This is a genomic window from Stutzerimonas sp., assembly GCF_982611455.1.
Genome location: NZ_CEXBBO010000037.1, coordinates 23,591 through 39,169 on the forward strand (window position 1 = coordinate 23,591; position 15,579 = coordinate 39,169).

At 57.7% G+C, this 15,579-nt stretch carries 13 protein-coding genes and 1 pseudogene; 13 read left to right on the forward strand and 1 reads right to left on the reverse strand.

The window, feature by feature from the left end:
• The first annotated feature begins 43 nt into the window (after window positions 1–43).
• The 5 genes from AC2LD7_RS18645 to prpF all read left to right on the forward strand — a co-directional run bounded on the left by AC2LD7_RS18645 (window position 44) and on the right by prpF (window position 6,825).
• Entirely contained in the window at window positions 44–766 is a 723-nt protein-coding gene (locus tag AC2LD7_RS18645) for a GntR family transcriptional regulator (protein WP_484599185.1), read from the forward strand.
• A complete protein-coding gene (gene prpB, locus AC2LD7_RS18650) occupies window positions 763–1,650 on the forward strand; it encodes a methylisocitrate lyase (protein WP_484599186.1) in 888 nt (295 codons plus the stop codon). Before AC2LD7_RS18645 ends, prpB begins: the two co-directional genes overlap by 4 nt.
• A gap of 81 nt (window positions 1,651–1,731) precedes the next feature.
• A complete protein-coding gene (prpC, locus tag AC2LD7_RS18655; protein WP_484599187.1) occupies window positions 1,732–2,859 on the forward strand; it encodes a bifunctional 2-methylcitrate synthase/citrate synthase in 1,128 nt (375 codons plus the stop codon).
• 75 nt (window positions 2,860–2,934) lie between these two features.
• Window positions 2,935–5,532 (forward strand): Fe/S-dependent 2-methylisocitrate dehydratase AcnD, encoded by a 2,598-nt coding sequence (acnD, locus tag AC2LD7_RS18660; RefSeq protein ID WP_484599188.1) that lies wholly within the window; start codon window positions 2,935–2,937, stop codon window positions 5,530–5,532.
• 99 nt (window positions 5,533–5,631) lie between these two features.
• The gene (prpF, locus tag AC2LD7_RS18665; protein ID WP_484599189.1) at window positions 5,632–6,825 is read left to right on the forward strand and encodes a 2-methylaconitate cis-trans isomerase PrpF; all 1,194 of its coding nucleotides are present in this window, start codon (window positions 5,632–5,634) and stop codon (window positions 6,823–6,825) included.
• A gap of 135 nt (window positions 6,826–6,960) precedes the next feature.
• On the opposite strand, the gene ppsR is transcribed toward prpF, so the two are convergent.
• Entirely contained in the window at window positions 6,961–7,779 is an 819-nt protein-coding gene (gene ppsR, locus AC2LD7_RS18670; protein WP_484599190.1) for a posphoenolpyruvate synthetase regulatory kinase/phosphorylase PpsR, read from the reverse strand.
• 158 nt (window positions 7,780–7,937) lie between these two features.
• On the opposite strand from ppsR, the gene ppsA reads away from it, so the two are divergent.
• From ppsA to AC2LD7_RS18710, 8 genes and pseudogenes are all read left to right on the forward strand, one after another.
• Window positions 7,938–10,310 carry a phosphoenolpyruvate synthase gene (gene ppsA / locus AC2LD7_RS18675; RefSeq protein ID WP_484599191.1) on the forward strand — a complete coding sequence of 791 codons (2,373 nt, stop codon included), beginning with the start codon at window positions 7,938–7,940 and terminating at the stop codon, window positions 10,308–10,310.
• A 252-nt stretch (window positions 10,311–10,562) separates the two neighbouring features.
• Window positions 10,563–11,051, forward strand: coding sequence for a ribonuclease E activity regulator RraA (gene rraA / locus AC2LD7_RS18680; RefSeq protein ID WP_484599192.1), 489 nt, complete (start codon window positions 10,563–10,565; stop codon window positions 11,049–11,051).
• A 61-nt stretch (window positions 11,052–11,112) separates the two neighbouring features.
• Window positions 11,113–12,108 carry a zinc transporter ZntB gene (locus tag AC2LD7_RS18685; RefSeq protein WP_484599193.1) on the forward strand — a complete coding sequence of 332 codons (996 nt, stop codon included), beginning with the start codon at window positions 11,113–11,115 and terminating at the stop codon, window positions 12,106–12,108.
• 55 nt (window positions 12,109–12,163) lie between these two features.
• Complete coding sequence (locus AC2LD7_RS18690) at window positions 12,164–12,403, forward strand: CrfX protein (protein ID WP_484599194.1); 240 nt, start codon at window positions 12,164–12,166, stop codon at window positions 12,401–12,403.
• Between the two features lie 2 nt (window positions 12,404–12,405).
• Window positions 12,406–13,236: a mechanosensitive ion channel family protein gene (locus AC2LD7_RS18695; protein ID WP_484599195.1), complete on the forward strand. Its 831-nt coding sequence runs from the start codon at window positions 12,406–12,408 to the stop codon at window positions 13,234–13,236.
• A gap of 110 nt (window positions 13,237–13,346) precedes the next feature.
• Entirely contained in the window at window positions 13,347–13,913 is a 567-nt protein-coding gene (gene sigX / locus AC2LD7_RS18700) for an RNA polymerase sigma factor SigX (protein WP_484599197.1), read from the forward strand.
• Window positions 13,914–14,011: 98 nt separating this feature from the next.
• Window positions 14,012–15,004, forward strand: a complete 993-nt coding sequence (locus AC2LD7_RS18705; protein ID WP_484599196.1) for an OmpA family protein — start codon at window positions 14,012–14,014, stop codon at window positions 15,002–15,004.
• A 342-nt stretch (window positions 15,005–15,346) separates the two neighbouring features.
• Window positions 15,347–15,579, forward strand: a pseudogene (locus AC2LD7_RS18710) (IS3 family transposase); the annotation flags it as partial.

The following is a 15,579-nucleotide window of genomic DNA, read 5'->3' on the forward strand; positions in this document are numbered from 1 at the left end:
GAGGCGTAGATTTCGTGCACTGCCACTGAAAGTGTCAACAATAATGCTCGATACTATAGATATCTCGTCCCCGGCTCAGGTTGACAATGGAACGCTCTCGGAACACGTTTTTCGACTGATCCAGGCTGCAATCGTCAAGGGTGATATCGCCCCAGGCAGCAAGATCTCGGAGCCCGAGCTTGCGCGTACATACGGTATTAGCCGCGGCCCGCTGCGCGAGGCGATACATCGGCTCGAAGGGCAAAAGCTATTGGTTCGCGTGCCGCATGTTGGCGCTCGTGTGGTTTCGCTCAATCATGCCGAGCTGATTGAGCTTTACGAGATTCGCGAATCGCTGGAAGGCATGGCCTGCCGGCTCGCGGCCGAGCGTATGAGTGAAACTGAAATCGACGAGCTGCGTCGGGTGTTGGACACCCACGAGCGCGACGAGGCGTTTCAGGCTGGGGTCGGTTACTACCAGCAGGAAGGCGACTTCGATTTCCATTACCGGATCATTCAGGGCAGCGGCAATCGAACCCTGACCCAGATGTTGTGCGGCGAGCTGTATCAGCTCGTGCGTATGTACCGCATCCAATTTTCAGCGACACCGAATCGCCCGCGTCAGGCATTCGCCGAACACCATCGGATCCTCGACGCGATCGCCGACCGCGACGGCGAGCTGGCCGAGTTGCTGATGCGTCGTCACATCTGCGCATCCAAGCGCAACATCGAGCGCCACTATCAGGCCGCTCAGGAACAGACACCACAAACAAGAGGTGAGGCATGACACTTTCTACCCCCGGCCAGCGTTTCCGTGATGCGGTGGCTAGCGAGCATCCCCTGCAGGTAGTCGGCGCGATTAACGCCAACCATGCGCTTCTGGCCAAGCGTGCCGGTTTCAAGGCGATTTACCTGTCGGGAGGTGGCGTCGCAGCCGGTTCGCTCGGTTTGCCTGACCTCGGCATCAGCGGGCTGGATGATGTGCTCACCGATGTGCGCCGCATCACCGATGTCTGCGATCTGCCGTTGTTGGTGGATGTCGATACCGGCTTCGGTTCCTCGGCGTTCAACGTGGCGCGCACCGTCAAGTCGATGATCAAATTCGGCGCGGCGGCGATTCACATCGAAGACCAGGTCGGCGCCAAGCGCTGCGGGCATCGCCCGAACAAGGAAATCGTCTCGCAGCAGGAAATGGTCGATCGGATCAAGGCGGCGGTCGATGCGCGTACCGATGACAGCTTCGTGATCATGGCGCGTACCGATGCGCTGGCGGTCGAGGGGCTGGAATCTGCACTGGAACGCGCCCAGGCCTGCGTCGAAGCCGGTGCCGATATGGTGTTCCCGGAAGCCATTACTGAGCTGTCGATGTACAAACTCTTCGCTGAGAAGGTAAAGGCGCCGATTTTGGCGAACATCACCGAGTTCGGCTCGACGCCGCTGTACACCACCGACGAGCTGGCCAGCGCCGATGTGTCACTTGTGCTTTACCCACTGTCGGCGTTCCGCGCGATGAACAAGGCGGCGGAAAACGTTTACACCGCCATCCGCCGCGATGGCACACAGAAGAATGTGGTCGACACCATGCAGACCCGTATGGAGTTGTACGAGCGCATCAACTATCACACATTCGAGCAAAGCCTCGACGCGCTGTTTGCCCAGAAAAAAGGCTGAAGCGCGAGCGGGCAGCTTTGCTGCCTGCCCGACCTGATGAGCGACTTTGCAGTCCAGAACAAATCCAATAAGGAGAGAGCAATGGCTGAAGCAAAAGTATTGAGCGGCGCCGGCCTGCGTGGCCAGGTTGCCGGGCAGACAGCACTGTGCACCGTTGGCAAGACCGGGGCCGGCCTGACCTATCGTGGTTACGACGTGCGGGAGTTGGCCGCGCAAGCCGAGTTCGAAGAGGTGGCCTATCTGCTGTTCTATGGCGAGCTGCCAACGGCACAGCAACTGGCTGAGTACAAGGCTCGCCTGAAGACGATGCGCGATCTGCCCGCGGCGCTGAAGGAAGTGCTGGAGCGTATTCCGGCCGACGCCCATCCAATGGACGTCATGCGTACCGGCGCCTCGGTGCTCGGCACGCTGGAACCCGAGCATTCATTCGAACAGCAGCGCGACGTCGCCGAGCGCCTGTTGGCCGCGTTTCCGGCAATCATGTGCTACTGGTATCGCTTTACTCATGAGCAGAAGCAAATCGAATGCACTAGCGACGAAGACACCTTGGGTGGACATTTCCTGGCACTGCTGCATGGCAAGAAGCCGAGCGATCTGCACGTCAAGGTGATGAACGTTTCGCTGATTCTCTACGCTGAGCACGAATTCAACGCCTCGACCTTCACCGCTCGCGTCTGTGCATCGACGCTGTCTGACATGTACTCCTGCATCACCGGTGCGATCGGTTCGTTGCGTGGCCCGCTGCACGGGGGCGCCAACGAGGCGGCGATGGACATGATCCAGCAGTGGAATTCGCCGGAATCGGCGGTGCAGGGCATTCTCGGCATGCTTGAGCGCAAGGACAAGATCATGGGCTTCGGCCACGCGATCTATAAAGAGTCCGACCCGCGCAACGAAGTCATCAAGGTATGGGCGAAGAAACTGGCCGAAGAAGTGGGCGACACCGTCCTCTACCCGGTATCGGTCGCTGTCGACGAAACCATGTGGGCACAGAAGAAGCTGTTCCCCAACGCCGATTTCTATCACGCCTCCGCGTATCACTTCATGGGCATCCCGACCAAGCTGTTCACGCCGATTTTCGTTTGTTCGCGGGTCACTGGCTGGGCGTCCCATGTCTTCGAACAGCGGGCTAACAACCGCATCATCCGTCCGAGTGCCGACTACGTCGGGCCGGAACAGCGCAAGGTCGTACCCATCGCCGAGCGCTGAGCGAAAGAGGAGGAGGCTGTGACCCCGGCCTCCGAACCTCTCCACCGAACATTTACTGGATTGAGTCCTTCCGGCATGAATACTGAACATCGCAAACCCTTGCCCGGCACACAGCTGGACTACTTCGATACCCGCGAAGCGGTCGAAGCAATCCAGCCGGGTGCTTACGCCAAGCTGCCCTATACCTCGCGCGTGCTGGCTGAACAGCTGGTTCGTCGCTGCGACCCGGCCATGCTGACCGACTCGCTGAAGCAGATCATCGAGCGCAAGCGCGACCTCGATTTCCCCTGGTACCCGGCCCGAGTGGTCTGCCACGATATTCTCGGGCAGACGGCGCTGGTGGATCTGGCCGGCTTGCGCGATGCCATTGCCGAACAAGGCGGTGATCCGTCCAAGGTCAATCCTGTGGTGCCGACCCAACTGATCGTCGACCATTCGTTGGCTGTGGAGTTTGCTGGGTTCGATCCGGATGCATTCGAGAAGAACCGTGCGGTCGAAGAGCGTCGTAACGAGGACCGCTTCCACTTCATCGAGTGGACGAAGACCGCTTTCAAGAACGTCGATGTGATCCCGGCCGGCAACGGCATCATGCATCAGATCAACCTAGAGAAGATGTCACCGGTGATTCAGGCCCGTGGCGGCATTGCCTTTCCGGATACCTGCGTCGGAACCGATAGCCACACGCCGCACGTCGATGCCCTGGGTGTGATTGCCGTCGGTGTTGGCGGTCTGGAAGCCGAAACCGTGATGCTGGGCCGTGCCTCGATGATGCGTTTGCCGGATATCGTCGGCGTCAAGCTGACAGGCAAACATCAGCCCGGTATCACCTGTACTGATATCGTCCTGGCCTTGACCGAGTTTCTTCGAAAGGAGCGCGTGGTCGGTGCGTACGTCGAGTTCTTCGGCGAAGGCGCGGCCAGTCTGACCATCGGTGATCGCGCCACGATCTCCAATATGTGCCCCGAATACGGCGCCACTGCAGCGATGTTCTACATCGACCAGCAAACCATCGATTACCTGATCCTGACTGGGCGCGAGCCGGAACAGGTGGGGCTGGTGGAGAACTTCGCAAAGACCACCGGGCTCTGGGCCGATGCGCTGGTTGATGCCGAATACGAGCGGGTGCTGGAATTCGACTTGTCCAGCGTCGAACGCACCATGGCCGGGCCGTCCAATCCTCATCGTCGCTTGCCAACGTCCGCGCTGCATGAGCGAGGGATTGCCGCGGATCTGGATAAGGCACTGGCCGAAGAAGCGCAGGGCCTGATGCCAGACGGCGCGGTAATCATCGCCGCGATTACCAGCTGCACCAATACGTCCAACCCGCGCAATGTGGTTGCGGCTGGCCTACTGGCGAAGAAGGCCAATGAGCTGGGCCTGACGCGCAAGCCGTGGGTCAAAACGTCCTTCGCGCCAGGCTCCAAGGTTGCCAAGCTGTATCTGGAGGACGCCGGCCTGTTGTCGGAAATGGAACAGCTCGGCTTCGGTATCGTCGCTTACGCTTGCACCACGTGTAACGGCATGTCCGGCGCGCTGGATCCAAAGATTCAGCAGGAAATCATCGATCGCGACCTGTACGCCACCGCCGTGCTGTCGGGGAACCGCAACTTCGATGGTCGCATTCATCCCTATGCCAAGCAGGCGTTTCTCGCATCGCCACCGCTGGTGGTTGCCTATGCCATTGCCGGTACCGTGCGTTTCGACATTGAAAAGGATGTGCTTGGCCATGACCAGTCGGGCAATTCGGTCACGCTCAAGGACCTATGGCCGAGCGATGAAGAGATCGATCGCATCGTTGCAGCCTCGGTAAAGCCAGAGCAGTTCAAGCAGATCTACATTCCGATGTTCGATCTGGGTACCGTGGTAGAAGCCGAAAGTCCCCTTTATGACTGGCGACCCACGTCCACCTACATTCGCCGTCCGCCGTACTGGGAAGGCGCACTGGCGGGTGAGCGGTCACTGAAGGGCATGCGCCCGCTGGCGGTGCTGCCCGACAACATCACCACTGATCACCTGTCGCCATCCAATGCGATTCTGCTGGACAGCGCCGCTGGCGAATACCTGGCGAAAATGGGGTTGCCGGAAGAGGACTTCAACTCCTATGCCACTCACCGGGGCGATCACCTGACCGCTCAGCGCGCCACCTTTGCCAATCCGCAGTTGGTAAACGAGATGGCGGTGGTCGACGGCCAGGTGAAGAAAGGATCGCTGACTCGCGTCGAGCCGGAGGGCAAGGTGATGCGCATGTGGGAGGCGATCGAAACCTACATGCAGCGTAAGCAGCCGCTGATCATCATCGCTGGCGCCGACTACGGTCAGGGTTCGTCCCGTGACTGGGCGGCCAAGGGCGTTCGGCTGGCCGGTGTGGAGGCGATCGTGGCCGAAGGTTTCGAGCGTATCCATCGCACCAACTTGGTGGGCATGGGCGTGCTGCCGCTCGAATTCAGGTCGGGCACTACACGCCTGACGCTGGGTATCGACGGTAGCGAAACCTATGACGTGGTCGGTGAGTGGACGCCGCGCGCCACGCTGACATTGGTGATCACGCGCAAGAATGGCGAGCGTGTAGAAGTGCCAGTCACGTGCCGCCTCGATACGGCGGAAGAAGTATCGATCTATGAGGCCGGCGGTGTGCTCCAGCGCTTCGCGAAGGATTTCCTCAACCAATCCTGAGGGCGTTGCTAGGCGGCGCCGCCCAAGGCGGTAGCGTCGCCTGATGTTGAATTCGTGCTGTGGCCAGTGGGTCACGGCATTTGATAAGGAAGGTTTTCCATGGCCCATGCACCGCAACTGAAAATTCCGGCTACCTATATGCGCGGCGGCACCAGCAAAGGCGTGTTCTTCCGCCTGCAGGATCTTCCACCTGCTGCGCAGGTGCCGGGCGAGGCGCGTGACAAGCTGTTCATGCGCATCATTGGCAGTCCCGATCCCTATGCCAAGCACACCGATGGCATGGGTGGCGCGACCTCTAGCACCAGCAAATGCGTCATTCTGTCCAAGAGTGAACGCCCTGAACACGACGTTGAATATCTCTATGGCCAAGTGTCGATCGACAGTGCCTTTGTCGACTGGAGTGGTAACTGCGGCAACCTCTCGACGGCTGCCGGCGCGTTCGCGCTGCACGCGGGGTTCGTCGATCCAGATCGGATTCCTCGGGACGGTGTCTGCATCGTGCGCATCTGGCAAGCCAACATCGGCAAGACCATCATCGCCCATGTGCCGGTTAGCAACGGCGAGGTGCAGGAAACCGGTGATTTTGAATTAGACGGCGTGACGTTTCCGGCCGCTGAAATCGTGCTGGAATTCATCGATCCCGCCGATGAGGGCGAAGGCGAGGGCGGCGGCTCGATGTTTCCCACGGGAAATCTGGTCGATGACCTGGACGTGCCCGGTGTCGGCGTCCTGAAGGCGACCATGATCAATGCGGGTATCCCGACCGTCTTTATCAATGCCGAAGACATCGGCTTCGTCGGTACGGAACTGCAGGACGCTATCAACGGGGATCCCAAGACGTTGGCCATGTTCGAGGTTATCCGTGCCCACGGTGCGCTGCGCATGGGCCTGATCGCGACTCTCGACGAGGCTGCCAAACGTCAGCACACGCCAAAGGTGGCCTTTGTCGCCAAGCCAGCTGACTACGTTTCATCCAGCGGCAAAGCCGTGAGCGCCGCTGATATAGATCTGCTGGTGCGCGCGCTATCGATGGGCAAGCTGCATCACGCGATGATGGGTACGGCCGCCGTCGCCATTGGAACGGCGGCCTCGATTCCGGGCACGCTGGTCAACCTTGCGGCCGGAGGCGGCGATCGCTCGGCAGTGGTGTTTGGGCACCCGTCCGGCACCTTGCGAGTGGGTGCTGAAGCCCGCCAAGTCAACGGTGAGTGGACGGTGCTGAAGGCAAGCATGAGCCGGAGCGCGCGGATTCTGATGGAAGGCTGGGTGCGCGTGCCGGGTAATGGGTTGTGATTACCAGCGTCGGACTCGGCAGCTGTTCAGCTCATGATCAACCGGGCTCGACTATTTTGGCAGCCTTATAAAACGAGAGGTCTGATGCAGAAAGTCCGCACTAAGCGGACTTTTTGTTGTCTAGCGAAACGGCACTTATTTGAGCCGGCGCTCGACGCCCTTCTCGACAAGAATCTTGGCGGATATCTCTTCCACCGAGAAATGTGTGGAGTTGATGTAGTTGATGTTCTCGCGGCGGAAGAGGTTTTCCACCTCGCGAACCTCGAACTCGCACTGAGCGTAGCTGGCGTAACGACTGTTCGGTTTACGCTCGTGGCGGATGGCAGTCAGGCGGTCCGGATCTATCGTCAGGCCGAAGAGCTTGTCTCGGTGGGTTTTGAGAGCGGTCGGAAGTTGCAGGCGCTCCATGTCGTCTTCGGTCAGTGGGTAGTTGGCGGCCCGGATGCCGTACTGCATCGCCATGTACAAGCAGGTGGGTGTTTTGCCGCACCGGGAGACACCGACCAAAATCAGATCTGCCTTGTCGTAGTAGTGCGTGCGAGCACCGTCATCGTTGTCCAGGGCGAAGTTGACCGCGTCGATTCGCTCCATGTAATTGGCGTTATGGCTGATCGAGTGCGATTTGCCGACCGAATAGGAGGAGCGTGACATCAGTTCATGTTCCAGCGGAGCAAGGAAGGACGAAAAAATGTCGATCATGAAGCCATTAGATTCAGCCAGGATGTCGCGAATCTCCTGGTTTACCAGCGTATCGAATATGATCGGACGCGCGCCGTCGCTTTCCGCCGCTTTATTGATTTGCTGTACCATTGCCCGCGCTTTTTCAGCCGTATCGATATATGGCCGGGTGAGCTTGATGAAGTTGATAGTTTCGAACTGTGCCAACAGGCTTTGGCCGAGTGTTTCGGCTGTAATCCCGGTACCGTCGGATATGAAAAATGCAGTTCGTTTCATTGCGCCTGGGACCTTAAGTCAAGAACGGTTCTCAGCTATAGTAGGCCCCTTCGCCGAGCCTCGATTGGCGGGCATTGTTACTTATTTTGCAGGGCCAGACCACCGTGCCTCGGATGGGCACGAACTGAGTTTCCAACACAACATGTGGAGTGATCACCTTGGTAGAGTACGTAGTTTCCCTCGATAAGCTCGGCAATCATGACGTTGAGCGTGTAGGGGGCAAGAACGCCTCCCTGGGCGAGATGATCAGCAACCTCGCAGGCGCGGGTGTATCGGTGCCTGGTGGTTTCGCCACTACGGCCCAGGCCTATCGTGATTTCATGGAGCTCAGCGGTCTCAACGAGCAGATCCATGCGCTTCTCGATGCGCTGGACGTGGATGACGTCAATGCCCTCGCCAAAGCCGGCTCGCAGATTCGCGGTTGGGTCATGGACGCCGAATTTCCGCCTAAGCTGGACGCCGATATCCGTGCCGCATTTGCCGAGATGACCGCTGGCAACGAACAAATGGCCGTTGCGGTCCGCTCCTCGGCCACGGCCGAAGACTTGCCGGATGCGTCCTTTGCGGGTCAGCAGGAAACTTTTCTGAACATTCGCGGCGTCGACAACGTGATTCGTGCCGCCAAGGAAGTCTTCGCATCTCTGTTCAACGACCGCGCTATTGCCTACCGCGTTCACCAGGGATTCGATCACAAACTGGTCGCCTTGTCTGCGGGTGTGCAGCGCATGGTACGTTCCGAGACGGGCACCGCCGGCGTGATGTTCACGCTGGACACTGAGTCGGGATTCCGCGGCGTCGTATTCATCACCGGCGCCTATGGCCTCGGCGAAACCGTGGTGCAGGGTGCGGTCAACCCTGACGAATTCTATGTGCACAAGCACACGCTTGAAGCCGGCCGTCCTGCAATCCTGCGCCGCAACCTAGGCAGCAAAGCAATCAAGATGATTTATGGCGAAGAAGCCAGCGCCGGCAAGTCGGTCAAGACCGTCGATGTCGACCAGGCCGAGCGTATGCGCTTCTGCCTGAGCGACGAAGAAGTCACCAATCTTGCCAGACAGGCAATGATCATCGAGAAGCACTACGGCCGTCCGATGGATATCGAGTGGGCCAAAGACGGCGATGACAATCAGTTATACATCGTTCAGGCGCGCCCGGAGACTGTAAAGAGCCGCAGCAGCGGCAACGTCATGGAACGTTACCTGCTGAAGGAAAAGGGCAAGGTGCTCGTCGAGGGCCGTGCCATCGGTCAGCGCATCGGCGCCGGTCCGGTGAAGATCATTCACGACGTATCCGAGATGGACAAAGTCCAGCCGGGCGACGTGTTGGTATCCGATATGACCGACCCGGATTGGGAGCCTGTGATGAAGCGTGCCAGCGCCATCGTCACCAACCGCGGCGGGCGCACCTGCCACGCGGCCATCATTGCCCGTGAGCTAGGTATTCCGGCGGTCGTCGGCTGCGGCAACGCAACCGAGTTGTTGAAGGACGGCCAGCGCGTCACTGTCACCTGCGCCGAGGGCGACACCGGTCTGATCTTCGAAGGCGAACTGGGCTTCGATATCCGTCAGAACTCTGTCGATGCCATGCCTGAACTGCCGTTCAAGATCATGATGAACGTCGGCAATCCGGATCGCGCATTCGATTTCGCCCAGCTACCGAACGAAGGCGTCGGTCTGGCCCGTCTCGAATTCATCATCAACCGCATGATCGGGGTTCACCCGAAGGCTTTGCTCAACTTCGATGGACTGCCAGCCGACGTCAAGGGTAGCGTCGAGAAGCGCATTGCCGGTTACGGTGATCCAGTCGATTTCTACGTCGAGAAGCTGGTTGAGGGTGTGAGTACTCTGGCTGCTGCGTTCTGGCCGAAGAAGGTCATCGTGCGACTGTCGGACTTCAAGTCCAACGAGTATGCCAACCTGATTGGTGGCAAGCTCTACGAGCCGGAAGAAGAAAACCCAATGCTCGGCTTCCGCGGCGCTTCGCGCTACATCAGCGAATCCTTCCGTGACTGCTTCGAGCTTGAGTGCCGCGCGATGCGCAAGGTTCGCGACGAGATGGGATTGACCAACGTCGAGCTCATGGTGCCCTTCGTGCGCACCTTGGGTGAGGCGTCGCAAGTCATCGATATTCTCGGCCAGTTCGGTCTCAAGCGTGGCGAGAACGGCCTGCGCATCATCATGATGTGCGAGCTGCCATCCAACGCGTTGCTAGCTGACGAGTTCCTCGAATTCTTCGATGGTTTCTCCATCGGTTCCAACGATATGACTCAGCTGACTCTGGGGCTGGACCGCGATTCGGGCATCATCGCGCATCTGTTCGACGAACGTAATCCGGCGGTCAAGAAGCTGCTGGCCAACGCGATCGAAGCCTGCAACAAGGCCGGAAAATATATTGGCATTTGCGGTCAGGGTCCCTCCGATCATCCAGACCTGGCGAAGTGGCTGATGGAGCAGGGCATTGAGAGCGTTTCGTTGAATCCGGACTCGGTTTTGGATACTTGGTTCTTCCTGGCGGACGCCGAAATCAACTGACATCCCAGGCGAACAAAAGGGGCGGATCTTCCGCCCCTTTTGTCGTGAATCGAAGGGTGCATGTTTTGTTGCATGCGGTCGTTTTTACGCTTGCAGAATGGCTGCCGTCAGGCGCGCATGCTCTGGTTCGATGTGGTCAATGGCAGGCCCGTCAATGTGCCGCACCATTCGCTGCGGTTTTCTCCGTGGATTTGTGGTGGTAATCGGGCTGGCAGCGAGGTCCGAAACGGTTTTTCGAGAAGGAGATTCCTTATGCAATACGTCACTCCTGATCTGTGCGATGCCTACCCTGATCTGGTTCAGGTGGTGGAGCCGATCTTCAGCAATTTTGGCGGCCGTGATTCGTTCGGCGGACAGATCGTCACTATCAAATGCTTCGAGGACAACTCGCTGGTAAGGGAACAGGTTGACGTAGAGGGTGCCGGCAAGGTGCTGGTGGTGGATGGTGGTGGATCGCTGCGCCGCGCGCTATTGGGCGATATGTTGGCCGAAAAGGCTGCCCGCAACGGCTGGGAAGGGATGGTCATTTACGGTTGCATCCGTGATGTGGATGTCATTTCGCAGACTGAGCTCGGCGTCCAGGCGCTTGCCAGTCATCCAATGAAAACTGACAAACGTGGTATTGGTGACCTGAATATCCCGGTGACTTTTTGTGGTGTGACGTTTCGCCCTGGTGACTACATATACGCCGATAACAATGGCATTGTGGTTTCGCCTGAAGCTCTGAAAATGCCGGACTGATTCGAGCTTCCGTTTACCGAGCCCGGCTTTGCCGGGTTTTTTGCAATTTGAAGAGGCGAAGATGCTGTCTGACGATAATGCTCAATCAGGGTTGTTGCACGCCTTGGTGCTGGACGGGCAGGGTGGGGCGCGTCAGGTCGCCTATGCGGATCTTGCTGCGTTGGAACTGCGCGAGACGGAGAGCCTTTGGCTCCACTGGGACCGTAGCCAGCCCGACGCTCAAAGCTGGCTACGCAAGCGCAGCGGTTTGAGTGCTTTCGCTTGCGACGTTCTACTGGAGGAGAACACAAGACCGCGGTCGCTTGCCTTGTCTGGCGATGAGCTGCTGTTGTTTCTGCGTGGCGTCAATCTCAATCCTGACGCCGAGCCGGAGGATATGGTCTCGTTGAGAGTATTCGCCGGTGCGCGCCGGGTCATTTCGCTCCGCTTGCGTCCGCTGCGTTCGACCGAGGCGGTAATACAACAGTTGGAGGCAGGTGTTGGGCCGAAAACCTCTTCGGAGATTCTGCTCGGTCTGGCTGATGCGCTTACTGATCGAGTTGACGATCTGGTTGCGGCTCTGACCGAGAAGCTGGACGAGGAGGAGGATCGCATCGAAACCGATGAGCGTTACACGCCGCCTCAGGACAAAATGCTCACGTTGCGTCGGCAAGCCGCGAGCCTACGGCGTTTTTTACTGCCGCAGCGCGAAATCTACGGTCAATTAACTCGCAATCGGCTGCCATGGTTCGTCGAAGACGATACGGATTATTGGAACGAGCTGAGCAACCGCCTGATCCGCTATCTCGAGGAGCTGGAGTTGGTGCGTGAACGGGCCAACCTCGTTCTCGAGGCGGAAGAGCGGCGCATGCGTGAACGCATGAACAAAACCATGTATCTGCTGGGCATTATCACCGGCTTCTTCCTGCCGATGAGCTTTCTTACCGGACTGCTTGGAATCAACGTTGGTGGCATTCCTGGATCGGAAAATCCGTACGGTTTCGCCTTGGCTTGCGCAATGATCGGTGCGGTTGCAGGTTTTCAGTGGTGGATTTTTCGGCGCCTGAAATGGGTGTGAATGTGACTGAGCCTGCTGATATGCCGTCTAGGTCAGATAGTTAAGCGAGGTGAACATGCGCGATCCCTTTGAAGAGTCGCTGCGAGACATGCTCAATGCGCAGTCTGCGCATGATGACGATGCCTGTCTGGATCGTGTCCTGAAGACTGCCAATCGCCAAGTGGGTGCAGGCGATCTGTTCGGCCTGATGGGCCATTGGCTCCAGGCGATACTGATCGCACTCAGCGGCAGCGCGCCGCATATGTCGGCTGTGACGCGTCGGCACACGAATTCTTCTTCGATAAAGGCTGACTGATCATGGAACTCGATCCCTGGAGCCAAAGCTTGATAGGTGCAATGAGCGCGCTATGGGCGCCGATTGCCGCTTTTATTCCGCGTTTGTTTGGTGCGTTGTTGGTCGTGGCAGTCGGTTTCGTAGTGGCCAAACTGTTGGACACGCTGCTCTCTAAGGTCTTGGCAAAGGTAGGCCTCGATCGGCTGGTAGCTGGGACGGGCGTAACCAAACTGCTTGGCCGTGGAGGAATCCGCGTGCCGGTCTCCGCGCTGATCGGTAGGATCGTTTACTGGTTCGTGCTGTTGGTTTTTCTCGTGTCGGCGGCCGAATCCCTAGGGCTTGCACGAGTGTCGGCGGTCCTCGATATGTTGGCGCTTTACGTGCCAAAGGTATTCGGCGCGGCATTGATTCTGCTCGCCGGCGTGCTGTTGGCGCAGCTGGTCAACGGTCTGGTGCGAGGCGCTGCCGAAGGTGTTGGTCTCGAATATGCCAGCGGTCTTGGCCGCATCGCTCAAGGGCTGGTGATAATTATCAGTATTTCGGTTGCAATTGGGCAACTGGAAGTAAAAACCGAGCTGCTCAATTACGTAATCGCTATAGCCCTGATCTCCGTAGGGCTCGCCGTCGCGCTGGCGCTTGGCTTGGGCAGTCGCGAGCTGGTCAGCCAGATTCTCGCTGGCATCTATGTACGCGAACTTTACGAAGTTGGGCAGCGCGTCAGGCTCGAGGGCTTGGATCTGAACGGTGAGATCGAGGAAATCGGAACAGCGAAAACTTTGCTGCTTACCGATGATGGCGAGTTGGTTTCGATTGCAAATAGAGTGCTGCTGGAGCAGCGTGTCGGCAGCCGCTAGGCTCGGTAATCTGCTAAAGTGCGCCGCCCCTTTTCGCTGGCTCCTGTGAATGGTGGCCACGACCTTGATTGCCGGTTCGAAGCGTCTTGACTAAAGCCCATCCGCCCACCATGAGCTATGACCCACGCAAGCTTTCTGATGAAGAGCTGGTGCAGCGTGCCCATGTCGAGTTGTTTCATATAACGCGTGCGTACGAAGAACTGATGCGACGATATCAGCGCACTCTTTTCAATGTATGCGCCCGATATCTTGGTAACGACCGAGACGCCGACGACGTATGTCAAGAGGTAATGCTTAAAGTATTGTACGGGTTGAAAAACTTTGAAGGAAAATCGAAGTTTAAAACTTGGCTATATAGCATTACTTACAATGAGTGTATTACCCAGTACCGCAAAGAACGGCGCAAACGGCGGTTGCTTGATGCGCTGAGCCTGGATCCGCTTGAAGAGGCCTCCGACGAAAAGGCCCCGATCGTCACCGAGAAGACAGGGCTTGAGCATTGGCTTGTGCATGTGAATCAGATAGATCGGGAAATTCTGGTGCTGCGATTTGTAGCAGAACTTGAGTTTCAGGAAATCGCCGACATCATGCATATGGGGCTAAGCGCAACGAAGATGCGTTACAAGCGAGCGCTTGATAAGCTTCGCGAAAAATTTTCCGGCATAGCTGAAACTTAACGGCTCGAAGTTGTCATAGTGGTAGCGAACAGCTTGGGCCTTAGTTAGCCGGTTTCCTTAGATTGTTCTGATACTAACCACCAGATGGGGATTTACGGATGAAGCTTAAAAACACCTTAGGCGTTGTAATTGGATCGTTGGTTGCCGCCACTTCTGTTAGCGCGCTGGCCCAGGGCCAAGGCGCCGTAGAGGTGGAAGCGTTCGGTAAGCATTACTTCTCCGATAGCTCCCGTGGCTTCGAAGACGAAGGCGAGCTCTATGGCGCTGGTGCCAGCTATTTTCTCACCGATGATGTCTCCCTGGGCCTGTCCTATGGTGAATACCATGACGTCACATCGGACGAGCCAGTAGCGGGCGGCGGTCACAAGAACATCAAGGGCAGCCTGACTTCTCTTGATGCGGCTTATCACTTCGGTCAGCCGGGCGTAGGTCTGCGTCCTTACGTTTCCGCCGGTATGGCTCACCAGAGCATTGGCCAGGCTGCACGTAGTGGTCGCGATCACAGCACCTTCGCGAATATCGGAGCAGGTTTGAAGTACTACTTCACCGAGAACTTCTTCGCCAAAGCCAGCGTCGATGGCATGCATAACATCGATGCTGGTGACAGCGAGTGGATGGCTGGCGTAGGCGTCGGTTTGAACTTCGGTGGCGGCGCGCAACAGCAGGTCGCCCAGGTTGAGCCGACTCCTGAGCCGGCACCGGCTCCGATCGTCGATACCGAACCAGAGCCGGAACCAGAATTGGTTCGTGTTGAGTTGGACGTCAAGTTCGATTTCGATAAGGCCCGTGTTCGTGAAGAGAGCTATAGCGACATCAAGAACCTGGCTGACTTCATGCAGCAATACCCACAGACCAGCACCACCGTCGAAGGTCACACTGACTCGGTGGGTACCGATCAATACAACCAGCGCTTGTCCGAGCGTCGTGCTCAGGCCGTTCGCGACGTGCTGGTCAATCAGTACGGCGTGGAAAATCAGCGTGTTGATTCGGTTGGTTATGGCGAAACCCGTCCGGTTGCTGACAACAGCACCGATGAAGGTCGTCAAATCAACCGTCGCGTAGAAGCTGAGGTTGAAGCACAGGTTCAGTAATCTGTGCCAGTGTTGTGAAAAACCCCGCCGAACAGACTGTGTGAAAACCTAGCGGTCTAAGCGGTGGTTATAGAAAATGCCCGTATCGCGAGATACGGGCATTTTCGTATGTATTACATTCAAGGTGAGGCGCTTAGCCAGGGCAGTCTGTTCCCGGTTTCGCTGGAGTAGCTGGTACCAGACCATCTGGTGCGAGTGATCGAAGCGTATGTGGGGCGCCTGATTTGGGTGTGCTGGGCTTATGCAAGTTGCAGCCGCGCAAGACCGGGAGGCCCTTTTATGATCCTACTGTCCCGTCCTGAATAGGGTTTACACCTTCTGATCGATTTTCAGGAGGATGTAATGGAAGCAGCAAAAAGACGCAGCCAGCGGGACTACACGATGACTTTTAAATTGTCGGTCGTCGACCAGGTCGAAAAAGGCGAGCTGAGTTATAAAGAGGCTCAGGAGCGTTACGGGATTCAAGGCAAGACGACCGTTCTAACGTGGTTACGCAAGCATGGTCGGCAAAACTGGAATCCAGGCGCATACATTGGCTCGCCGAGGATGGGGACCATGCCCGAGCAAAACCGCCC

What these genes read in the sequence shown, in the direction of transcription:
- AC2LD7_RS18645 (WP_484599185.1), top strand. Translation starts at nt 44, where the DNA reads ATGCTCGATACTATAGATATCTCGTCCCCGGCTCAGGTTGACAATGGA.
- prpB (WP_484599186.1), top strand. Translation starts at nt 763, where the DNA reads ATGACACTTTCTACCCCCGGCCAGCGTTTCCGTGATGCGGTGGCTAGC.
- prpC (WP_484599187.1), top strand. Translation starts at nt 1,732, where the DNA reads ATGGCTGAAGCAAAAGTATTGAGCGGCGCCGGCCTGCGTGGCCAGGTT.
- acnD (WP_484599188.1), top strand. Translation starts at nt 2,935, where the DNA reads ATGAATACTGAACATCGCAAACCCTTGCCCGGCACACAGCTGGACTAC.
- prpF (WP_484599189.1), top strand. Translation starts at nt 5,632, where the DNA reads ATGGCCCATGCACCGCAACTGAAAATTCCGGCTACCTATATGCGCGGC.
- ppsR (WP_484599190.1), bottom strand. Translation starts at nt 7,779, where the DNA reads ATGAAACGAACTGCATTTTTCATATCCGACGGTACCGGGATTACAGCC.
- rraA (WP_484599192.1), top strand. Translation starts at nt 10,563, where the DNA reads ATGCAATACGTCACTCCTGATCTGTGCGATGCCTACCCTGATCTGGTT.
- AC2LD7_RS18685 (WP_484599193.1), top strand. Translation starts at nt 11,113, where the DNA reads ATGCTGTCTGACGATAATGCTCAATCAGGGTTGTTGCACGCCTTGGTG.
- AC2LD7_RS18690 (WP_484599194.1), top strand. Translation starts at nt 12,164, where the DNA reads ATGCGCGATCCCTTTGAAGAGTCGCTGCGAGACATGCTCAATGCGCAG.
- AC2LD7_RS18695 (WP_484599195.1), top strand. Translation starts at nt 12,406, where the DNA reads ATGGAACTCGATCCCTGGAGCCAAAGCTTGATAGGTGCAATGAGCGCG.
- sigX (WP_484599197.1), top strand. Translation starts at nt 13,347, where the DNA reads ATGAGCTATGACCCACGCAAGCTTTCTGATGAAGAGCTGGTGCAGCGT.
- AC2LD7_RS18705 (WP_484599196.1), top strand. Translation starts at nt 14,012, where the DNA reads ATGAAGCTTAAAAACACCTTAGGCGTTGTAATTGGATCGTTGGTTGCC.